The sequence below is a fragment of the Neorhizobium sp. T7_12 genome, assembly GCF_002968535.1.
Taxonomy (GTDB): Bacteria; Pseudomonadota; Alphaproteobacteria; order Rhizobiales; family Rhizobiaceae; genus Neorhizobium; species Neorhizobium tomejilense.
Window position 1 is genome coordinate 88,181 of record NZ_PVBK01000012.1, and the last position, 19,184, is coordinate 107,364.

The 19,184-nt window shown below is 62.0% G+C and carries 18 protein-coding genes; 12 read left to right on the forward strand and 6 right to left on the reverse strand.

The genetic code is table 11. The annotated features are described in order from the left end of the window. Window positions 1–110: 110 nt before the first annotated feature. On the reverse strand, window positions 111–1,883 hold the full coding sequence (locus tag C5J26_RS22520; protein ID WP_105403878.1) for a glucan ABC transporter ATP-binding protein/ permease: 1,773 nt from the start codon (window positions 1,881–1,883) through the stop codon (window positions 111–113). 311 nt (window positions 1,884–2,194) lie between these two features. Here C5J26_RS22520 and C5J26_RS22525 point away from each other — a divergent pair, with 311 nt between their 5' ends. From C5J26_RS22525 to C5J26_RS22550, 6 genes are all read left to right on the forward strand, one after another. Continuing rightward, entirely contained in the window at window positions 2,195–2,935 is a 741-nt protein-coding gene (locus C5J26_RS22525) for a LuxR family transcriptional regulator (RefSeq protein ID WP_105403817.1), read from the forward strand. A 119-nt stretch (window positions 2,936–3,054) separates the two neighbouring features. Beyond that, window positions 3,055–6,516, forward strand: a complete 3,462-nt coding sequence (pyc, locus tag C5J26_RS22530; RefSeq protein WP_105403818.1) for a pyruvate carboxylase — start codon at window positions 3,055–3,057, stop codon at window positions 6,514–6,516. Between the two features lie 248 nt (window positions 6,517–6,764). After that, the gene (locus tag C5J26_RS22535; protein ID WP_105403879.1) at window positions 6,765–7,955 is read left to right on the forward strand and encodes an MFS transporter; all 1,191 of its coding nucleotides are present in this window, start codon (window positions 6,765–6,767) and stop codon (window positions 7,953–7,955) included. A gap of 125 nt (window positions 7,956–8,080) precedes the next feature. Beyond that, window positions 8,081–9,331 carry a flavodoxin-dependent (E)-4-hydroxy-3-methylbut-2-enyl-diphosphate synthase gene (ispG, locus tag C5J26_RS22540; RefSeq protein ID WP_046626272.1) on the forward strand — a complete coding sequence of 417 codons (1,251 nt, stop codon included), beginning with the start codon at window positions 8,081–8,083 and terminating at the stop codon, window positions 9,329–9,331. Between the two features lie 3 nt (window positions 9,332–9,334). After that, entirely contained in the window at window positions 9,335–10,399 is a 1,065-nt protein-coding gene (gene hisC / locus C5J26_RS22545; RefSeq protein ID WP_105403819.1) for a histidinol-phosphate transaminase, read from the forward strand. A 163-nt stretch (window positions 10,400–10,562) separates the two neighbouring features. After that, window positions 10,563–11,222, forward strand: a complete 660-nt coding sequence (locus tag C5J26_RS22550; RefSeq protein ID WP_105403880.1) for an OmpA family protein — start codon at window positions 10,563–10,565, stop codon at window positions 11,220–11,222. 29 nt (window positions 11,223–11,251) lie between these two features. On the opposite strand, the gene C5J26_RS22555 is transcribed toward C5J26_RS22550, so the two are convergent. Both C5J26_RS22555 and C5J26_RS22560 read right to left on the reverse strand, forming a co-directional pair. Beyond that, entirely contained in the window at window positions 11,252–11,893 is a 642-nt protein-coding gene (locus C5J26_RS22555) for a LysE family translocator (RefSeq protein ID WP_046637341.1), read from the reverse strand. A 19-nt stretch (window positions 11,894–11,912) separates the two neighbouring features. Then, window positions 11,913–12,827 carry a polyprenyl synthetase family protein gene (locus C5J26_RS22560; RefSeq protein WP_105403820.1) on the reverse strand — a complete coding sequence of 305 codons (915 nt, stop codon included), beginning with the start codon at window positions 12,825–12,827 and terminating at the stop codon, window positions 11,913–11,915. 130 nt (window positions 12,828–12,957) lie between these two features. Between C5J26_RS22560 and mtgA the strand changes: the two genes are divergently transcribed. The 4 genes from mtgA (at window position 12,958) to C5J26_RS22580 (ending at window position 15,307) form a co-directional block, all read left to right on the forward strand. After that, window positions 12,958–13,704, forward strand: coding sequence for a monofunctional biosynthetic peptidoglycan transglycosylase (gene mtgA / locus C5J26_RS22565; RefSeq protein WP_371681943.1), 747 nt, complete (start codon window positions 12,958–12,960; stop codon window positions 13,702–13,704). A 75-nt stretch (window positions 13,705–13,779) separates the two neighbouring features. After that, window positions 13,780–14,427, forward strand: a complete 648-nt coding sequence (locus tag C5J26_RS22570) for a glutathione S-transferase family protein (RefSeq protein ID WP_105403822.1) — start codon at window positions 13,780–13,782, stop codon at window positions 14,425–14,427. Between the two features lie 149 nt (window positions 14,428–14,576). Then, a complete protein-coding gene (rpmF, locus tag C5J26_RS22575) occupies window positions 14,577–14,762 on the forward strand; it encodes a 50S ribosomal protein L32 (protein WP_038546808.1) in 186 nt (61 codons plus the stop codon). A gap of 137 nt (window positions 14,763–14,899) precedes the next feature. Continuing rightward, on the forward strand, window positions 14,900–15,307 hold the full coding sequence (locus C5J26_RS22580; RefSeq protein WP_046637345.1) for a hypothetical protein: 408 nt from the start codon (window positions 14,900–14,902) through the stop codon (window positions 15,305–15,307). A gap of 12 nt (window positions 15,308–15,319) precedes the next feature. On the opposite strand, the gene phaR is transcribed toward C5J26_RS22580, so the two are convergent. After that, window positions 15,320–15,895 (reverse strand): polyhydroxyalkanoate synthesis repressor PhaR, encoded by a 576-nt coding sequence (phaR, locus tag C5J26_RS22585; RefSeq protein WP_038546804.1) that lies wholly within the window; start codon window positions 15,893–15,895, stop codon window positions 15,320–15,322. Between the two features lie 260 nt (window positions 15,896–16,155). On the opposite strand from phaR, the gene C5J26_RS22590 reads away from it, so the two are divergent. Then, window positions 16,156–17,337 carry an acetyl-CoA C-acetyltransferase gene (locus tag C5J26_RS22590; RefSeq protein ID WP_105403823.1) on the forward strand — a complete coding sequence of 394 codons (1,182 nt, stop codon included), beginning with the start codon at window positions 16,156–16,158 and terminating at the stop codon, window positions 17,335–17,337. 141 nt (window positions 17,338–17,478) lie between these two features. Further along, on the forward strand, window positions 17,479–18,207 hold the full coding sequence (locus C5J26_RS22595; protein WP_105403824.1) for a beta-ketoacyl-ACP reductase: 729 nt from the start codon (window positions 17,479–17,481) through the stop codon (window positions 18,205–18,207). 251 nt (window positions 18,208–18,458) lie between these two features. Here C5J26_RS22595 and C5J26_RS22600 read toward each other — a convergent pair whose 3' ends face one another. Further along, window positions 18,459–18,716: a YMGG-like glycine zipper-containing protein gene (locus C5J26_RS22600; RefSeq protein ID WP_037081355.1), complete on the reverse strand. Its 258-nt coding sequence runs from the start codon at window positions 18,714–18,716 to the stop codon at window positions 18,459–18,461. A gap of 41 nt (window positions 18,717–18,757) precedes the next feature. After that, on the reverse strand, window positions 18,758–18,913 hold the full coding sequence (locus C5J26_RS22605) for a DUF3309 family protein (protein ID WP_007775119.1): 156 nt from the start codon (window positions 18,911–18,913) through the stop codon (window positions 18,758–18,760). Window positions 18,914–19,184: the final 271 nt, after the last annotated feature.

Genomic DNA, 19,184 nt, shown 5'->3' on the forward strand with positions numbered 1-19,184 from the left:
CGACCGGGAAGCTGAACCTGTCAAAAGAAAACCCGCCGCCATGCGAATGGCGGCGGGTTTTTCATTGAAGTCCCTGAGCGATCAGGCTGGAGCGATCAGACGGGTAGCGATCAGGCGGGCTGTGCCAGCGTCCCGCCAGGGTCGGCCGCTTCCTCGTCGTCGGTCAGGATGCCGCTTGCCTTCAGCAGCGAGGCGAAACGTCCGCCGCTGGCGCTGAGTTCCTCATAACTGCCCATTTCGGCGACGCGCCCGTTCTCGAGGAAGATCACCTTGTTCGCATCGCGGACGGTCGAAAGCCGGTGGGCGATGATGAAGGTGGTGCGGTTTTCGCGGAGGCGGTCTATGGCCGTCTTGACGCGAGCCTCGGTCTCGACGTCCAGCGCACTGGTCGCCTCATCGAGCACAAGGATCGGCGCGTTCTTGAGGATGGCGCGAGCAATGGCGATACGCTGACGTTCGCCGCCGGACAACCGGTTGCCGCGCTCGCCGACCGGCGTCTCGTAGCCGTTCAACCGCGTTTCGATGAACTCGGTCGCGGCGGCGGCTTCCGCTGCCCTGGCGATGTCCTCCTCGCTGGCGCCCTCGCGGCCGAGGCGGATGTTCTCGCTGATCGACCGGTTCAGGAGACCTGCATCCTGGAAGACGGTGGCGATGGAATGGCGCAGCGATTTCCGCGTCACCTTGCCGATATCGATGCCATCGATCAGGATCTTGCCTTCCTGGGGGTCGTAGACGCGCTGCAGGAGGTTGATAAGCGTCGTCTTGCCGGCGCCGGTCGGGCCGACGATGGCGACGGTTTCCCCGGCTTTCGCCGTGAAGGAGACGTTGTGGACGCCTTGGCTCGTGCTGGCAAAGCCAAACGAGACATCGCGGAATTCCACCTCGCCGCGGACCTCGCCGAGGTCGGCGGCATCCGCCGGCTCGGCGCGCTCTTCGACGGAATCCTCGAGGATGAAGAAATCCTCGAGCTTGGCGCGGGCTTCGAAGATCTGGGTCGCGAACTGGCGCAGGAGGTCCAGGCGTCCGATCAGCAGGTTAGCGAAGCCGATGAAGGCCACGACATCACCGACCCGGATTTCGCCGCGCTGAACCAGAAGCGTGCCGATGACCAGGATGACACCCATGGACACCGTCGAGGCCGTGCGGTTCAGGGCACCGGCCAGAGCCCACCAGTCGAGTACCGGATACTGGGCGGCAAGCAGGTCCTTGGTATAGTCCTTGAGCGCCAGGGTCTCGGCCTCGATGCGATTGTAGCTGTGCAGCACCGATACGTTGCTGATCGCGTCGCTGACGTGGGAGAAGACCGTGTGGTAATGGTTTTCGACCGACGCCTGCCCCTCCTTGGTGCGGTTCATCACCGTCACGCCGATGATCCAGTAGAGGATGCTCAGCACCAGAAGGACGAGGCTCAGCCGCCAGTCCATCGAGATCGCCGTGGGGACCAGCAGGACGAGCGCCACTGCGGTGGCGAGGTGGGTACGCATGAATTCGAGCCACAGGCCGAACAGGCTCTCTGCCGCACGCAGCAGGGTGTGCAGCGCGTTCGAGGTGCCGCGGGTGTGGTGCCAGGCAAGCGGCATGGAGATGATGCGTCCGAAAGCCTCGGTCAGCAGCGATGCGCGCCGGCCATGGGCGAGCCTGTCGGCCTCACGGGCGACAAGCACATAGGCAACGGTATTGAAGACACCGAAGCCGGCCCATAACATCAGCACCGGCGTAACGGTAGTGCCGGACGAAATGGCATCGATGATACGGCCGAAAAGGATCGGTTCGGCAATGGTGATAACGGCAAGCACGATATTGGCGATGACGACCGCGGCGACACGCCACTTGTTCTTCGCCAGATATTGGAGGGCTCGTGCGTAAACCTGGAACAGCGTCAACTGGCGCAACCTCTTTCAAGTGGAGCCGCCATCGGGGCGGCGCCGGTAATCTAGTGATCGGAAACGGCAATTCCGCGACGGAAGCCGGAGATAATACTCTTCTGCCAGAAATGTTTCATCGAGGGCAAGGCTTCCCGCATTCAGTGTCTTGAACCAACCCACGGCTTATTGCACAAAACCGTCAAGGGCTAGATTTCGCGGTATACCTTCAAAGAATGATAACTATGCTAATCGATTGTGAATAAGGGAAGTTACTGAAATTTAACATAAAGACAAGAATCGCCCGGAAAGAACGCGGCGGGGAGCAAGCCTTGAACATTCAGCTGGTCGTGCAACTCTTGGTACTCGTCGGGGAAATCAAGACCGAGGCGGAGCTCACGGCCCAGCTCGAATCTCTGCTGAAAGCCTATGGATTCGAATATTACGGACTGGTCATCCGGCCGCGCTCCCTTCAGAATCCGGGCGGCCTTGTCCTGGCCGGCCGTTGGCCGGAAGGCTGGCAGGAAATCTACGAAGCCCGCAAATATGCCTTGGTCGATCCGACCGTTCGCATGCTCAGCATCGCGCAAAGGCCGTTCCGGTGGCGGGATGCGGTGCTCAGGCTTCGGAACGATCCGCATCGACAGCGCATGCAGCGGATGATGCAGGAAGGGGCACGTCACGGCCTTCAGGACGGCTACCTGTTTCCCGTCCATGGCCGCAACGGCTTGCTCGGCAACATGACGCTCGGCGGCCGCCCGGTGGATCTCTCGCCCGCCGAAATGGCGCTGTTCGATGCCGCCGCCAAGAAGGTGTTCTGGCGCTTTCTGGACCTGCGCGGACAGGCGGAAGAGCTGGAGGCCGTCGCCAAGGTGGACACCCAACTTACCCGCCGCGAGATGGAAGTCATCGTGCTACTCGCCGACGGCCTGACCTCGAACGAGGTCGCGAAGTCGCTGGATATCTCCAGCCATACGGTCGACTGGTACATCAACGGGCTTCAGGAGAAGCTGCGCGCCAAGAACCGCCAGCATGTGGTCGCTTCGGCATTTCGCCTCGGTCTCATCGCCTGAGCGATTGCTCTCTTTGCGACGCATACGGTCTCCCCGAGAAATTGCGCTTGCCTGATTAAGGCAATACTGATTTCTTTGCAGTGCAGCATTATTCTCGATGGCGTCTGAGGAGATCCGTCTTGCCCATTTCCAAGATCCTAGTTGCCAACCGCTCCGAAATAGCGATCCGGGTCTTCCGTGCCGCCAATGAGCTCGGCATCAAGACTGTTGCGATCTGGGCGGAAGAGGACAAGCTTTCGCTGCACCGATTCAAGGCCGACGAGAGCTATCAGGTCGGCCGCGGCCCACATCTTTCCAAGGATATGGGGCCGATCGAGAGTTATCTGTCCATTCCCGAAGTGATCCGCGTCGCCAAGCTTTCCGGCGCCGATGCCATCCACCCGGGATACGGCCTGCTTTCCGAAAGTCCGGAATTCGTCGAGGCCTGCAACGATGCAGGCATCATCTTCATCGGCCCGCGGCCGGATACGATGCGCCAACTCGGCAACAAGGTTGCGGCCCGCAACCTGGCGATTTCGGTCGGCGTGCCGGTGGTGCCGGCGACCGAACCGCTGCCGGACGACATGGCCGAAGTCGCGAAGATGGCCGAGGAGATCGGTTATCCGGTGATGCTGAAGGCGTCCTGGGGCGGCGGCGGGCGCGGCATGCGCGCCATTCGTGATCCGAAAGATCTCGCCAAGGAGGTCGTGGAAGCCAAGCGCGAGGCGATGGCCGCTTTCGGCAAGGACGAAGTCTACCTCGAAAAGCTCGTCGAGCGCGCCCGGCACGTGGAGAGCCAAATCCTCGGCGACACGCATGGCAATGTCGTTCATCTCTTCGAGCGCGACTGTTCAATCCAGCGCCGTAACCAGAAGGTCGTGGAGCGTGCGCCGGCTCCCTATCTGTCGGAGGCCCAGCGGGCCGAGCTTGCGGCCTATTCGCTGAAGATCGCGGCGGCGACCAACTATGTCGGTGCCGGCACGGTCGAATACCTGATGGATTCCGATACCGGCAAGTTCTACTTCATCGAGGTCAACCCGCGCATTCAGGTCGAGCATACGGTGACCGAGGTCGTCACCGGCATCGATATCGTCAAGGCGCAGATCCATATCCTCGAAGGTTTTGCGATCGGCACGCCTGAATCCGGCGTGCCGGCCCAGGGAGACATCCGCCTTCACGGCCACGCGCTGCAATGCCGGATCACCACCGAAGACCCGGAACACAATTTCATCCCGGATTACGGCCGCATCACCGCCTATCGTTCGGCCGCGGGTTTCGGCATCCGTCTCGACGGCGGCACCGCCTATTCAGGCGCTGTGATCACCCGCTATTACGATCCGCTGCTGGTCAAGGTGACGGCGGCCGGCTCGACGCCGGCCGAAGCGATCAGCCGCATGGACCGGGCGCTCAGGGAATTCCGCATCCGCGGCGTGGCCACGAACCTGACCTTCCTCGAAGCGATCATCGGCCACCCGAAATTCCGCGACAATTCCTATACGACGCGGTTCATCGATACGACGCCGGAACTGTTCGAACAGGTCAAGCGGCAGGACCGCGCCACCAAGCTCCTGACCTATCTCGCCGACGTCACCGTCAACGGCCATCCGGAAACCAAGGGCCGACCGGCACCGTCCGAACATAGTGCCAAGCCTGTCCTGCCCTATATCAACGGCCCGGTCCCGGACGGTACCAAGCAGCTGCTCGATACGCTCGGTCCGAAAAAGTTCGGCGAATGGATGCGCAACGAAAAGCGCGTGCTGATCACCGATACGACGATGCGCGATGGCCATCAGTCGCTGCTCGCCACCCGCATGCGCACCTATGACATCGCGCGTGTCGCCGGCGTCTACGCGCGGGCGCTGCCGAACCTGTTCTCGCTGGAATGCTGGGGCGGGGCGACCTTCGACGTCTCGATGCGCTTCCTCACCGAAGATCCGTGGGAACGCCTGGCGATGATCCGCGAGGATGCGCCGAACCTGCTATTGCAGATGCTGCTGCGCGGCGCCAACGGGGTCGGCTACAAGAACTATCCCGACAACGTGGTGAAGTATTTCGTCGCCCAGGCCGCCAAAGGCGGTATCGATCTCTTCCGTGTCTTCGACTGCCTCAACTGGGTCGAGAACATGCGGGTCTCGATGGATGCGATCAACGAAGAGAACAAGCTTTGCGAGGCGGCGATCTGCTATACGGGCGATCTCCTGAACTCCGCGCGCCCCAAATACGACCTCAAATATTACGTCTCGCTGGCCGAAGAGCTGGAGAAGGCGGGCGCCCATATCATCGCGCTGAAGGACATGGCCGGTCTCCTGAAGCCGGCTGCGGCGCGGGTGCTGTTCAAGGCGCTGCGCGAGGCAACCTCGTTGCCGATCCATTTCCACACCCATGATACGTCCGGCATTTCGGCCGCGACCGTGCTTGCCGCGGTGGACGCCGGCGTCGATGCGGTCGATGCGGCGATGGATGCAGTATCCGGCAATACGTCACAGCCCTGCCTCGGCTCGATCGTCGAAGCGCTGTCCGGCTCCGAGCGCGACCCGGGCCTCGATCCGGAATGGATCCGCCGGATCTCCTTCTATTGGGAAGCGGCGCGCGGCCAGTATGCCGCCTTCGAAAGCGACCTCAAGGGGCCGGCCTCGGAAGTCTATCTGCATGAAATGCCGGGCGGCCAGTTCACCAACCTCAAGGAACAGGCCCGCTCGCTCGGGCTTGAAACCCGCTGGCACAAGGTCGCCCAGACTTATGCGGACGTGAACCAGATGTTCGGCGACATCGTCAAGGTGACGCCGTCGTCCAAGGTGGTCGGCGACATGGCGCTGATGATGGTCTCCCAGGACCTGACGGTCGCCGACGTCGAAAATCCGGCGAAGGACATCGCCTTCCCGGATTCGGTCGTATCGATGCTGAAGGGCGATCTCGGCCAGCCTCCCGGCGGATGGCCGGAGGCGCTGCAGAAAAAGGCGCTGAAGGGCGAGGCGCCCTACACGGCCGTACCCGGCTCGCTTCTCCCGCCGGCTGACCTTGCTACGGAGCGCAAGGCGATCGAGGACAAGCTGGAGCGCAAGGTCAACGATTTCGAGTTCGCCTCCTACCTGATGTATCCCAAGGTGTTCACCGACTTCGCGCTGGCGTCCGATACCTATGGCCCGGTCTCGGTGCTGCCGACGCATGCCTATTTCTACGGGCTCGGCGATGGCGAGGAAATGTTCGCCGATATCGAGCGCGGCAAGACGCTTGTTGTCGTCAACCAGGCGATGAGCGGTACCGATGCGCAAGGCCTGGTCACCGTCTTCTTCGAGCTGAACGGCCAGCCGCGCCGCATCAAGGTGCCGGACCGGGCGCATGGCGCTTCCGGCAGCGCGGTGCGCCGCAAGGCCGACACCGGCAATGTCGCCCATCTCGGCGCGCCGATGCCGGGCGTCATCAGCCGCGTCTTCGCGACAACCGGCCAGGCGGTCAAGGCCGGCGACGTGCTGCTCTCCATCGAGGCAATGAAGATGGAAACGGCGCTGCATGCCGAAAAGGACGGAACCATCGCCGAGGTGCTCGTCAAGGCGGGCGACCAAATCGACGCCAAGGATCTGCTGATCGTTTATGGCGGCTGATTTCAGCCACCTTCCCCAGCTGCCCGATCTTTCCAGCCGAGCCGTTCGCCGAAGGTGAGCATCAGGCTGGCGACGTCATTCAGGATTGCCCCGAGGCCCCATGCTGGCCGGCGGCGAATGGCAGGCCGTGAACTTTTTCCGCGTTGCAGGTTTCGCCTCGATACAATTTGTGAGAGGGAGTGCTTCTTCGCGGCGTTGCAAATTCAATCGATTTAAATATGTTCGCGACGATCGAAAGGAACCTATCCATGGACAGTCGCGCACCCTCAAACGCCTCCTCCAGCTCCCGAGCTTTCTTCACCCCCGAAAGGGCGGGCGTCTCGCTTCTTTTCCTGATGAACGGCTTCATGATCGGCGCCTGGGCGCCGAAAATCCCGGAATTTGCGAGCCGATTGAGCTTGAGCGAAAGCGCGCTCGGATTGATGATCCTGACGTTTGGCCTCGGTTCGCTGCTGATGATGCCGCTTGCCGGCAGCCAGATCGCCCGCTTCGGGTCGAGCCAGGTTTCCAAATATACCTCGGTATTGCTGACGCCGACATTGCTCCTTCTCACCTTGGTCGGCAGCATCTGGTCAGGCGCCGTGGCAATCTTCCTGTTCGGCGGCCTGATCGGGGCCATGGACGTGGCGATGAATGCCAATGCGGTCTCGGTCGAGAAAAGCATGCGCCGCGCGATCATGTCGTCCTGCCACGCGTTCTGGAGCCTCGGCGGACTGCTCGGCTCGTCGACGGGCGGTTTCCTCATCGAACATATCGGCGTTTCCGCGCATGCCATCCTGGTCACGGTGCTGGCCGCGGTAATGATTGTCGCCGCCTGGCGGATCGTTTTGCACGACGCGCCGCATCCGGACGAAGCCAAGCATGGCGGAAGCCGCCTGCCGCGTTCGCCGCTACCCTGGCTGATCGGCATCATGGCGCTGTTCTGCATGATACCGGAAGGCGCGATCCTCGATTGGGGTGCGCTCTATCTTCGCAACGAGCTTGCCGCTTCCGTCACGCTTTCCGGCTTCGCATTCGCGGCCTTCTCGCTCACCATGGCGGTGATGAGGTTTGCCGGCGATCTGATCCGCGACCGTTTCGGCGCGGTAAAGACGCTGCGCGTCTGCGCCGTCATCTCGATTTTCGGCCTGCTGCTGATCGGCTTTGCCCAGAACGCACCGATGGCGATCGCCGGCTTTGCACTGACCGGCATCGGCATTTCCAACATCGTGCCGATCGCCTTTTCGGCGGCCGGCAACCTGCCGGGCATGGCAGCCGGCGTCGGCCTCTCGGTGGTCACCACCATGGGCTATTCCGGCATCCTGGTTGCGCCCTCCGCCATCGGCTTCATCGCCGAATATACCGGGCTTGCCATCATTTTCGCCGGCCTGTCGGCGCTGATCGTCGTGGTCCTCCTGCTGTCATCGCTCGCCAAACATGCGGACACGGCGCATCACTAGGAGCGTCAGCCTGCCGGCTGGAACGGGAAAGGCCGGTGCGATAAAGTGAGCGTCGCGGCGGTTGACAAGCCGCGAGCCATACGCCACCTGAAAGGCGCTTCATTCCCAAGGCGACGAGACTTCCGATGACCGCACCCATCGATTACGATCCGAAACCGCGCCGTGCCACAGTCGCCGTCGACGTCGGCGGCGTTATCGTCGGCGGAGGTGCGCCTGTCGTCGTGCAGTCGATGACCAATACGGACACTGCCGATATTGACGGAACGGTCGCCCAGGTCGCGGCGCTCTACAAGGCAGGCTCCGAGCTGGTGCGCATCACCGTCGATCGCGACGAGAGTGCCGCCGCGGTGCCAAAAATCCGCGAGCGACTGCTGCGTCTCGGCATGGACGTGCCGCTGATCGGCGATTTTCATTATATCGGCCACAAGCTGCTCGCCGATCATCCGGCCTGCGCCGAGGCGCTGGCAAAATACCGCATCAATCCCGGCAATGTCGGTTTCAAGGACAAGAAGGACAAGCAGTTCGCCGACATCATCGAGATGGCGATCCGCTACGACAAACCGGTCCGTATCGGCGTCAACTGGGGTTCGCTCGACCAGGACCTGCTGACCACGCTGATGGACCGCAATGCGGCGGATGGTTCGCCGCTGTCGGCCCGCCAGGTCATGCACGAGGCGATCGTCCAGTCTGCGCTGATTTCCGCCGAGCTTGCCGAGCAGATCGGCCTGCCGCGCAACCGCATCATCCTGTCGGCCAAGGTCAGCCAGGTACAGGACCTGATCGCCGTCTATTCGATGCTCACAGAGCGCTCCAACCACGCGCTGCATCTCGGTCTCACCGAAGCCGGCATGGGCTCCAAGGGCATCGTCGCCTCGTCGGCCGCCATGGGCTACGTGCTGCAGCACGGGATCGGCGACACGATCCGTGTTTCGCTGACGCCGGAGCCGAACGGCGACCGTACCCGCGAAGTGCAGGTGGCGCAGGAACTGCTGCAGGTCATGGGTTTTCGCCAGTTCGTTCCCGTCGTCGCCGCCTGTCCGGGCTGCGGCCGGACGACCTCGACGGTCTTCCAGGAGCTTGCCCAGAACATCCAGAACGACCTGCGCAAGAACATGCCGGTCTGGCGCGAGAAATATCCGGGCGTCGAAGCGCTCAACGTCGCGGTCATGGGCTGCATCGTCAACGGTCCGGGCGAGAGCAAGCATGCCGATATCGGCATTTCGCTGCCGGGTACCGGTGAAACGCCGGCTGCCCCTGTGTTCATCGACGGCAAGAAGGCGCTCACCCTGCGCGGCGTGAACATCGCCGCCGATTTCGAGAAGCTGGTCATCGACTATATCGAGCAACGCTTCGGCCAGCGCACGGCTGCCGAATAAATCATGAGCCGATACTGGTCGCCAATCGTCAGCACGCTGAAACCCTATGTCGCGGGCGAGCAGCCGCGCATCCAGAACCTCGTCAAGCTGAATACCAACGAGAACCCCTACGGGCCTTCTCCGAAGGCGGTCGCCGCGATACAGGCGGCGGCGGACGATGCCCTTCGGCTTTATCCGGATCCGTCGGCGACCGCATTGCGCGAAGCGATCGCTGCACGTTTCGGCGTCCAGGCGGATCAGGTCTTCGTCGGCAACGGTTCGGATGAGGTGCTGGCGCACACGTTCCAGGCTCTGCTGAAGCACGACAAGCCACTGCTCTATCCTGACATCACCTACAGCTTCTATCCGACCTATAGCCGGCTCTACGATATCGACGTCGTCGAAATTCCGCTCGATGAGGGCTTCCGGATCAGGCTTGCCGACTACGACCGGCCCTGCGGCGCGATCATCATCCCGAACCCGAACGCACCGACCGGCATCGGCCTTGCCCTCCCGAAGATCGAGGCGCTGGTGGCCGCGCATGCCGACGTGCCGGTCGTGGTGGACGAGGCCTATATCGATTTCGGTGGCGAGACGGCTGCCAGTCTCATCGGCCGCTACCCGAATCTCCTCGTCATCCAGACGCTGTCGAAATCCCGTTCGCTGGCGGGGATGCGCGTCGGTTTCGCGCTCGGCCAGCGGCATCTGATCGATGCTCTGGAAAGGGTGAAGGACAGTTTCAATTCCTATCCGCTCGACCGGCTGGCCCAGGCTGCCGCGACTGCTGCGATCGAGGATGCCACCTGGTTCGAGACCTGCCGGCAGAAGATCATCGCGACGCGCGACCGTGTCAGCGACGAATTGCTCGCGATGGGTTTCGATGTGCTGCCGTCGCAGGCGAATTTCGTCTTCGCCAGGCATCCGGCCCTGTCGGGCGCCGAAGTCTATTCGGCGCTGCGGGCCGAGGGCGTGTTGGTGCGGCACTGGAACAAGCCGCGCATAGAAGACTATCTGCGCATTTCGATCGGCACGGATGCTGAATGCGACCGGCTGCTCGACGTCCTGAAGAACCTGCCGGCGGGTGGCTGATCGCAGCTCTTCTTTCGCTGCATCGGGTCTCTTTGGGGGTGTCTTGATCGGCCCGGTTCCGGCCGGGCTCGTGGTCAATGACGAAGATATGCCGGCCTCCTCGCTATTGCCGCAATTCATGGTAAATGAGGTGGCACCACTGACGACGGGGACATTTGTTTACATGCTGAAGAAAATCGCAATCGTCGCACTTTGCGCGACCTATCTTTCCGCCTGCACCACGACCGACCCCTATACGGGCGAGCAGAAGGTTTCCAACACGGCCGGCGGCGCTGCCATCGGCGCGGGCCTCGGCGCGCTTGCCGGCGGCTTGACCGGCGGACGTCATGCGGGCCGCAATGCGCTGATCGGTGCCGGTATCGGCGCGCTCGCCGGTGGCGGCATCGGCGCCTACATGGACAATCAGGAAGCGGAACTGCGCGCCCAGCTGCAGGGCACCGGTGTTTCCGTCACCCGCGTCGGCGACCGCATCATCCTCAACATGCCGTCGAACATCACGTTCGCCACCGACCAGGACCAGGTCATCCCGCCGTTCTACCGGACGCTGGATTCCGTCGCGATCGTGCTGAACAAGTTCAACCGCACCCTGATCGACGTCAACGGCCATACGGACTCGACCGGCAGCCTGCAGCATAACCAGGCGCTCTCGGAACGCCGTGCCGGTTCCGTCGCCAACTACCTCGGCAGCCGTGGCGTGGACCAGCGCCGCATGTCGACGATGGGCTTCGGTCCGTCGCAGCCGGTTGCTTCCAACGCGAGCTCGGACGGCCGCGCGCAGAACCGCCGCGTCGAAGTGGCGATCGCGCCGCTCACCCAGGGCTGATCATAAAAGTCTGATGAAAGGCGAGCCGCTCAGATGCGGCTCGTCAGCAGCTTCAGGCCGGCGACGCTGTAGAAAACCGCCATCGTTCCTTCGATCCAGCGCCTTGCGGCCTTGTAGCCGCGCAGCGCATGGGATGTCGAAAACACCATCGCATAGGTGGTGAAGATCAGCAGGCTCGAGCTCATGCAGACGGCGATGATCAAAAGGATCGCCGAGGTCGGCGCATTTTCCGGCAGGCCGAGCGAAATGATCGCCAGCCATGCAAAGATCGCCTTCGGATTGGTGACGTGGACCGCATAGCCGCGCAGCCAGAGCTGGCGGGCGGTATAGTTCGTCCGGGCATTGCCGAGGGCGACCTTGGAATCCGGCAGGCGCGCAGATTTATAGGCCTTCCAAGCCAGGTAGATCAGGTAGATGCCGCCAAGGACTTTCATGATCTCCAGCGCGATCGCATAGTTGCGCAGCAGTGCCGCAAGACCGAGAGCTGCCGCCGTCGCCCAGGTCAGCGAACCGCTGGCGATGCCGAGCGCGGTAATCAGGCCGGCGCGGCGCCCTTGCGAGATCGAGGTGCCGATGATCGCGAAATTGGCCGGACCGGGGCTCGCGACGTTGATGACATAGGCGACGTAGGCCGGCCACATGTAGGGCAGATAACTCAGGACATCCGGCATTCTCGTTTCCTATCCCTGTCTAGTTTTCCCGGCTGGCGATGAAGCGCGCGGTCTCCTGCAGAATGGACGCCCTTTCGCCGTAGGGCGCAAGCAGTTCCACGGCCTCGGCCGTCAAAACGTCCAGCCGTTCCTCCGCCCAGCCGATGCCATGCAGGGCGACGAGCGTGCCCTTGCCGCGGCCGGCGTCCTTTCCGGTTGCCTTGCCCATGGTTTCAGCATCCGAGGTCAGGTCGAGCAGATCGTCGGCGAGCTGGAAGGCGAGGCCGATCTTCTGGCCGAAGAGCCGCAGCCGCTGGCGATGCTCCGGCTCGGAGCCGGCAATGATCGCACCCGCTTCGCAGGCAAACCGCAGCAGGGCACCTGTTTTCATCGCCTGCAATGTGGTGATGCCGGCCTCGTCGGGCGGCGATTTCTCCGCCGCGAGATCGAGCGCCTGGCCACCCGCCATGCCGCCGGGTCCCGCGGCGCGGGCAAGCGACAGGACGAGTTCCGTCTTCAGCCGGTCGGCGAGCATGGTCTCCGGTGCGGCGACGATGTCGAAGGCGTAGGTCAGCAGACTGTCGCCCGCAAGGATGGCGGTCGCTTCGTCGAAGGCCTTGTGCACGGTTGGCTGGCCGCGGCGCAGGTCGTCGTTGTCCATTGCCGGCAGGTCGTCGTGGATCAGCGAATAACAATGCAGGCATTCGAGCGCCACTCCGACCCGAAGCGCTGCCTCTGCCGGCCCGCCAAGCAGCGCCGCGGTCTCGCGCACGAGAAAGGGCCTCAGCCGCTTCCCGCCGTTCAGCGACCCATGCCGCATGGCGGCCATCAGATACGCCGGGCGGGTTGTCTCGTCGGAAAGAGGGGTATCGGACAGGAGAGACGAAAGCAGGGCTCCCGTCTCGGCGGCGCTCTGCCGCAGGCGTGTTTCGAATGCCGTTTTCGCGTCCGTCATGGCCGCTGTTTGGCATGCCGAGTGTTGGCTGGCAACGGCGATTCACCAGGACGTGCGAAGTTTTCGGCGCCAGACTCGCCTTGGCCACGTTGAACGGTTATGAAACTCAAAACGAGGGACGAGTGCGATATTGGACATCACACCCGAACAGCAGTTGCAGGAGGAGGAGCCCGTGAGGGCCGGGTGGAGACGGCGCCGGGTGTCCGGCAATCTGATCCGCCGGATCGTGCAGATCGCGATCGCGCTGGTGGTGCTGCCTTATCTGTTGATTTTCGTTTACGCGCTGCCGTTCACTCGTCCGGTCTCGACGCTGATGCTGTCGGAACTCGCGCTGTTTCGTGGATACGACCGGCGCTGGGTAAACCTCGAAGAGATTTCGCCCAACCTCGTCCGATCGGTGATGATGTCCGAGGACGGCCAGTTCTGCTTCCATGGCGGCGTCGACTGGAACCAGATGCGCGGCGTGGTCGAGGATGCGCTCGATGGCGAGGCGACGCGCGGCGCGAGCACCATCCCGATGCAGACCGCCAAGAACCTGTTCCTGTGGAACGGCCGCTCCTTCATCCGCAAAGGCATGGAACTGCCCCTGGCACTGGGCGCAGACCTCGTCCTGTCGAAGTGGCGGATGATGGAGATCTATCTGAACATCGCCGAGTGGGGGCCTGGCATCTATGGGGCGGAGGCGGCCGCGCAATATCATTTCAAGGTGCCGGCTTCGAAACTGAGCCCCCGGCAGGCGGCGCTTCTGGCCGTGGCGCTTCCCAATCCGATCACCCGCGTCGCAAGCAGGCCGAGCCGCGGCGTGCAGCGGCTGGCCGGTGTCGTCGAGCGCCGGGCGCGCGGATCCGGCGACTACATCAAATGCATTTATGGGTGAGGTTTATCGATTTCATTGGTCGCGTCCGGCCAAGGCGACTATGAGGCTGAGTGAACCAACCGGAGATGTGGCCTCATGGAAAAGCTTACCCTTTATATCGGTAACAAGAATTACTCCTCGTGGTCCTTTCGTCCCTGGATCGCGCTGACGGCGGCCGGCATTGCCTTCGAAGAGGTGCTGATCCCGTTCGATTTTCCCGCCGGCAATCCGAAATACAAGCCGATCTCGCCGACCGGTAAGGTGCCGGTGCTGCACCAGGGAGACATCCGGGTGTGGGAATCGCTTGCGATCATCGAATATGCCGCCGAGCTTTTCCCGGAGAAGGGCGTCTGGCCGGAAGCTGCCGCCGACCGCGCGGTCGCGCGCTCCGTCTCGATGGAAATGATTTCCGGCTTCCGGGCGCTGCGCAATGCCTGCCCGATGAACATGCGCCGGCCGAAGGGCAGGATCGAACTTGCCGACGGAGTGATGGACGACGTTGCTCGCATCGAGACGATCTGGCGCGAACTGCGGGCGAAATCCGGCGGGCCTTTCCTGTTCGGCGAATTTTCCGGAGCGGATGCGATGTTTGCGCCTGTCGTCAGCCGTTTCGACGTCTACGATCTGACGAGTGACGCGGAGACGCTTGCCTATATGTCGGCAATGAAATCTCATCCGGCATGGCTCAAGTGGCAGGAGGCCGCACTTGCCGAAACCTGGGTCGTCCCGGAGGACGAGGCTTAAGTCGCATATTTCTCAAAAAATCCGGGCAGGGACTGGTCAAAGCCCGGTAGGGCATGTATAAGCCGCCCAAATTTCCGAGATCGAGACATGTCCAATCGGCCTCAGTTCCGGCCGGGGATTATGTTTTGCACGCAAGTGGAGTAACGAAAATGGCTGTACCGAAGAGAAAAACGAGCCCGTCGAAGCGCGGTATGCGCCGCTCCGCAGACGCACTCAAGGCTCCGACCTATATCGAAGACAAGAACTCCGGCGAACTGCGCCGTCCGCACCATGTCGATCTGAAGACCGGCATGTATCGCGGCCGTCAGGTTCTGACGCCGAAGGAAAGCGCATAAGCGTTTTCGTTCTATTGCATCAAAGGTCGGCTCTGCCGGCCTTTTTTGTTGCGCGAAGACTTGTTTTGCCGCGCCGAAGACTTGCGAAAGCAAGGCAAGCACGTACAGTCCGGCCATATCGACTGGAGTTCGAGACCATGCTTGCCGCATTGCCGCTGATGATCATCCCGTTCATTCTCTATAACCTGGGCATGCTCGGCATTCTGGGCGGCGGCGGGGTCGCGTCACTCGGCAACGTCATCAGCTCGCTTCAGATGCTCTCAGGTGCCGTCTGGACCATGACGCTTGGTGACGTCATCATCGTCATCTCGCTGGTCTTCCTGTTCGTGGAAATCCTCAAAGCAAGCCGCAACGGCCGCGGTTCGCTGATCAACCACATGCTGTCGATGCTGGTCTTCATCGCCTATCTGGTCGAATTCCTGCTGGTGCGGGATGCCGCGACGCAGATCTTCTTCATCCTGATGACGATCACCTTCGTCGACGTCATCGGCGGCTTTGCGGTAGCAATCCGCTCGGCCGGCCGCGACGTGTCAATCGGGCTCTAGGCGCCCTTCAGGTCAGAGATTATCGAGGCGGCTCTGCAGGTTGCGGAGCTGTTCCTTCAACTCGTCGATATCCTTGGCGTCGGTCTTCTTGGCGGCAGGCGCCTGGGGCTGCCCCGCAAACGGCGAGAACATCTGCATGGCCTGGCGGAACATGTCCGTGTTGCGGCGCACCTGTTCTTCCATCATCTGGATCGGCATCTGCAGGTTCTTGCTGAGCGGCGTATCGCCGAAGGCGCGCGTCATCTGTTCGCGCATCTGAACCTGCTGGTCGGTAAAAGCCTTCATCGAGTGTTCGAGGAAGGTCGGGACCACCATCTGCATCTGGTCGCCGTAGTAGGAAATCAGCTGCCGCAGGAAGGAAATCGGCAGCAGCGTGTTGCCGGTCTTCGATTCCTGCTCGAAGATGATCTGCGTCAGAACCGAATGGGTAATATCGTCGCCGCTCTTGGCGTCCTGAACGGTGAATTCCTCGCCCTTCTTCACCATCTTCGCCAGGTCTTCCAGCGTCACATAGGTGCTGGTGCCCGTGTTGTAGAGGCGCCTGTTGGCATATTTCTTGATTATGATTTCGCCTTCGGTCTTTGCCATGATTGCCTCCTGCTCCCGTCAATATGGTTTGGTCATTATCGACTGCCATGCTTCTCCCGACAGGAATGTAAGCCTAAATGACGAGGACTTACAAACGATTTGTGCGGCGCGGCGACGGGTTTGTTGCGCAGCAAACCCGTGAAATCTAACGGGCATTTTCGAAACGCCCGACGGGTTGGCAGCGACGTTCGGCTGCCGTTTGACTCTCGGCTCAAGCTTTGCCAGTCTCGCAGGCAAATAACGGATAAGAGGAAACGTCCATGTCCAATCCATCCATCGTGATCGCAGCCGCTGGCCGTACGGCGGTCGGCTCCTTCAATGGCGGCTTCGCCAATGTCCCGGCGCATGAACTGGGTGCGGCGGCGATCAAGGGTGCGCTGGCGCGCGCCGGCGTCGAGGCGGCTGAGGTGGACGAGGTCATCCTCGGCCAGGTCCTGCCGGCGGGCGAGGGCCAGAATCCGGCCCGCCAGGCGGCGATGAAGGCCGGCGTGCCGCAGGAAGCCACCGCCTGGGGCATCAACCAGCTCTGCGGCTCGGGCCTGCGCGCCGTAGCCCTCGGCATGCAGCAGATCGCGCTTGGCGACGCCAAGATCATCGTTGCCGGCGGCCAGGAATCGATGTCCATGGCGCCGCATTGCGCGCACCTTCGCGGCGGCGTGAAGATGGGCGATTTCAAGATGATCGACACGATGATCAAGGACGGCCTGACCGACGCGTTCTACGGCTACCACATGGGCATCACGGCGGAGAACATCGCCCGCCAGTGGCAGCTCTCCCGCGAGGAGCAGGACCAGTTTGCGGTCTCTTCCCAGAACAAGGCGGAAGCCGCGCAGAACGCCGGCCGCTTCAAGGACGAGATCATCCCCTATATCATCCAGACGCGGAAGGGTGACGTGACCGTCGAGAACGACGAATACATCCGTGCCGGCGCGACGCTCGATTCGATGGCCAAGCTGCGGCCGGCCTTCGACAAGGAAGGCACCGTCACGGCGGGCAACGCATCCGGCCTCAACGACGGTGCGGCGGCTGCCGTGCTGATGACAGAAGCCGAAGCCGCCCGCCGCGGCATCACGCCGATGGCCCGTATCGTCTCCTGGGCGACTGCCGGCGTCGATCCGCAGATCATGGGAACGGGTCCGATCCCGGCCTCGCGCAAGGCGCTCGAAAAGGCCGGCTGGCGCGTCGCCGATCTGGAGCTCATCGAGGCCAACGAGGCGTTCGCGGCCCAGTCCTGTGCCGTCACCAAGGATCTCGGCTTCGATCCGTCGCTCGTCAACGTCAACGGCGGGGCGATCGCGATCGGCCATCCGATCGGCGCATCGGGTGCCCGCATCCTCAACACGCTTCTTTTCGAGATGAAGCGCCGCAACGCAAAGAAGGCACTCGCAACGCTCTGCATCGGCGGCGGCATGGGCGTCGCCATGTGCCTCGAAGCCATGTGACGCGATAGGATGATTGTGGATAATCCCGCCGGCGTTGCAAAACTTCGCGGCGGGCCTATCTCCCCGACGGAAGCATGTCAAACTAGGTAAGTATCCGGTCACATAGAAGGACCGGATCACAACTCAAAAGGGGAAGACCGCATGAGCAGGGTTGCATTGGTTTCGGGAGGAACGCGTGGGATCGGGGCAGCCATCTCCGTCGCGTTGAAGGCGGCAGGTTATCGCGTCGCGGCAAATTTTGCGGGCAACGAGGAAAAGGCGAAAGCCTTCCACGACGAGACCGGCATTCCGGTGTTCAAGTGGGATGTCTCCAGCTATCAGGCCTGCGTCGACGGAATAGCGAAAGTGGAGGCCGAGCTCGGCCCGATCGAGGTGCTGGTCAACAATGCGGGCATCACCCGCGACGGCATGTTTCACAAGATGACGCCTGAACAGTGGAACGAGGTGGTCGGCACCAACCTGACCGGCCTCTTCAACATGACGCATCCCATCTGGAACGGCATGCGCGACCGCGGGTTCGGCCGGGTCGTCAACATCTCGTCGATCAACGGCCAGAAGGGCCAGATGGGCCAAGTGAACTATTCGGCAGCCAAGGCCGGCGATCTCGGCTTCACCAAGGCGCTGGCCCAGGAAGGTGCTTCAAAGAACATCACCGTCAACGCCATCTGCCCTGGCTACATCGCCACCGAAATGGTGCGGGCGGTGCCGGAAAAGGTGCTGAACGAGCGGATCATTCCGCTGATCCCGGTCGGACGCCTCGGCGAACCGGAAGAGATTGCCCGTTGCGTCGTATTCCTCGCCTCCGACGACGCCGGCTTCATCACTGGTTCGACGCTGACGGCGAATGGCGGCCAGTTCTTCGCGAGCTGATTTCCGCCATTAACCTTTGAGCGGGTTTCGGCGCATGGTGGTGCGCCGAAACGGTCGATCTCTATGGTTAACAAATTGTTTTTGCACGATATATTGCGGTGAACAAACCGCGAAACGGGTGATGTCGCCGATTCGTCGGCGATTCGTTCCGGCTTTGGCCAAGGGTTAATGCCGACGGCCTCTCAGGCAAAAACAAAACCGGCGCCGATTGCTCGGGCGCCGGTCCTGAGGGACTGGATTGTTGCTCGCGATTAGCGGCAACGGGCCTCGTAACGACGGCCGTAACGGTCGCGATAGATGCAGTAGCCGCGGCGTTCCGAGGACTGGCCGATCGCAGCGCCGACAAGGCCGCCCGCAACTGCGCCAACCGCCGCGCCACCCCAGCTATTCGTCACGGCGCCACCGATAACCGCACCCGTGCCGGCGCCGATTGCGGTGCCGCGTTCAGTTGCAGTACAGGAGGCGAGCGTGCCGATCATGCAGCCCGCAATCAGAATCTTCTTCATCATGTCAGTTTCCCTTCCCTTTGGTACACACGGCTACGCCGCTTTTAGATCCTGCCCATCAGCAGCAGGATAATGATGATAAGCACGACAAGGCCCAATCCGCCCGACGGACCATAGCCCCAGCCTCGGCTATAGCCCCAATTCGGCAACGCGCCAATGAGTAGCAGGATGAGGATGACGAGCAACACGGTTCCGAGCATGATTTTCTACTCCGCTAGACAATCCAGTATGGATTTGGCGAGGAAACGTAGCGCCGTGATTTTTGTTCCATCGGCTTGCAAACGTGTGCTCTCACGTGTGGTTAAACTGCGTTAGCCAATGTTAATGGCACCTGAACATATTCGCTTCCGAAGTCTTTACCGCGACGATTTTCTTGCGGGTCTCTCGTGATGAGACCTACCATATCTTGTGAGAACAAATAGCGAAGATAGAGATGTCTGTGATTCGTCGGCGATTCGTTCCACCTTTGGC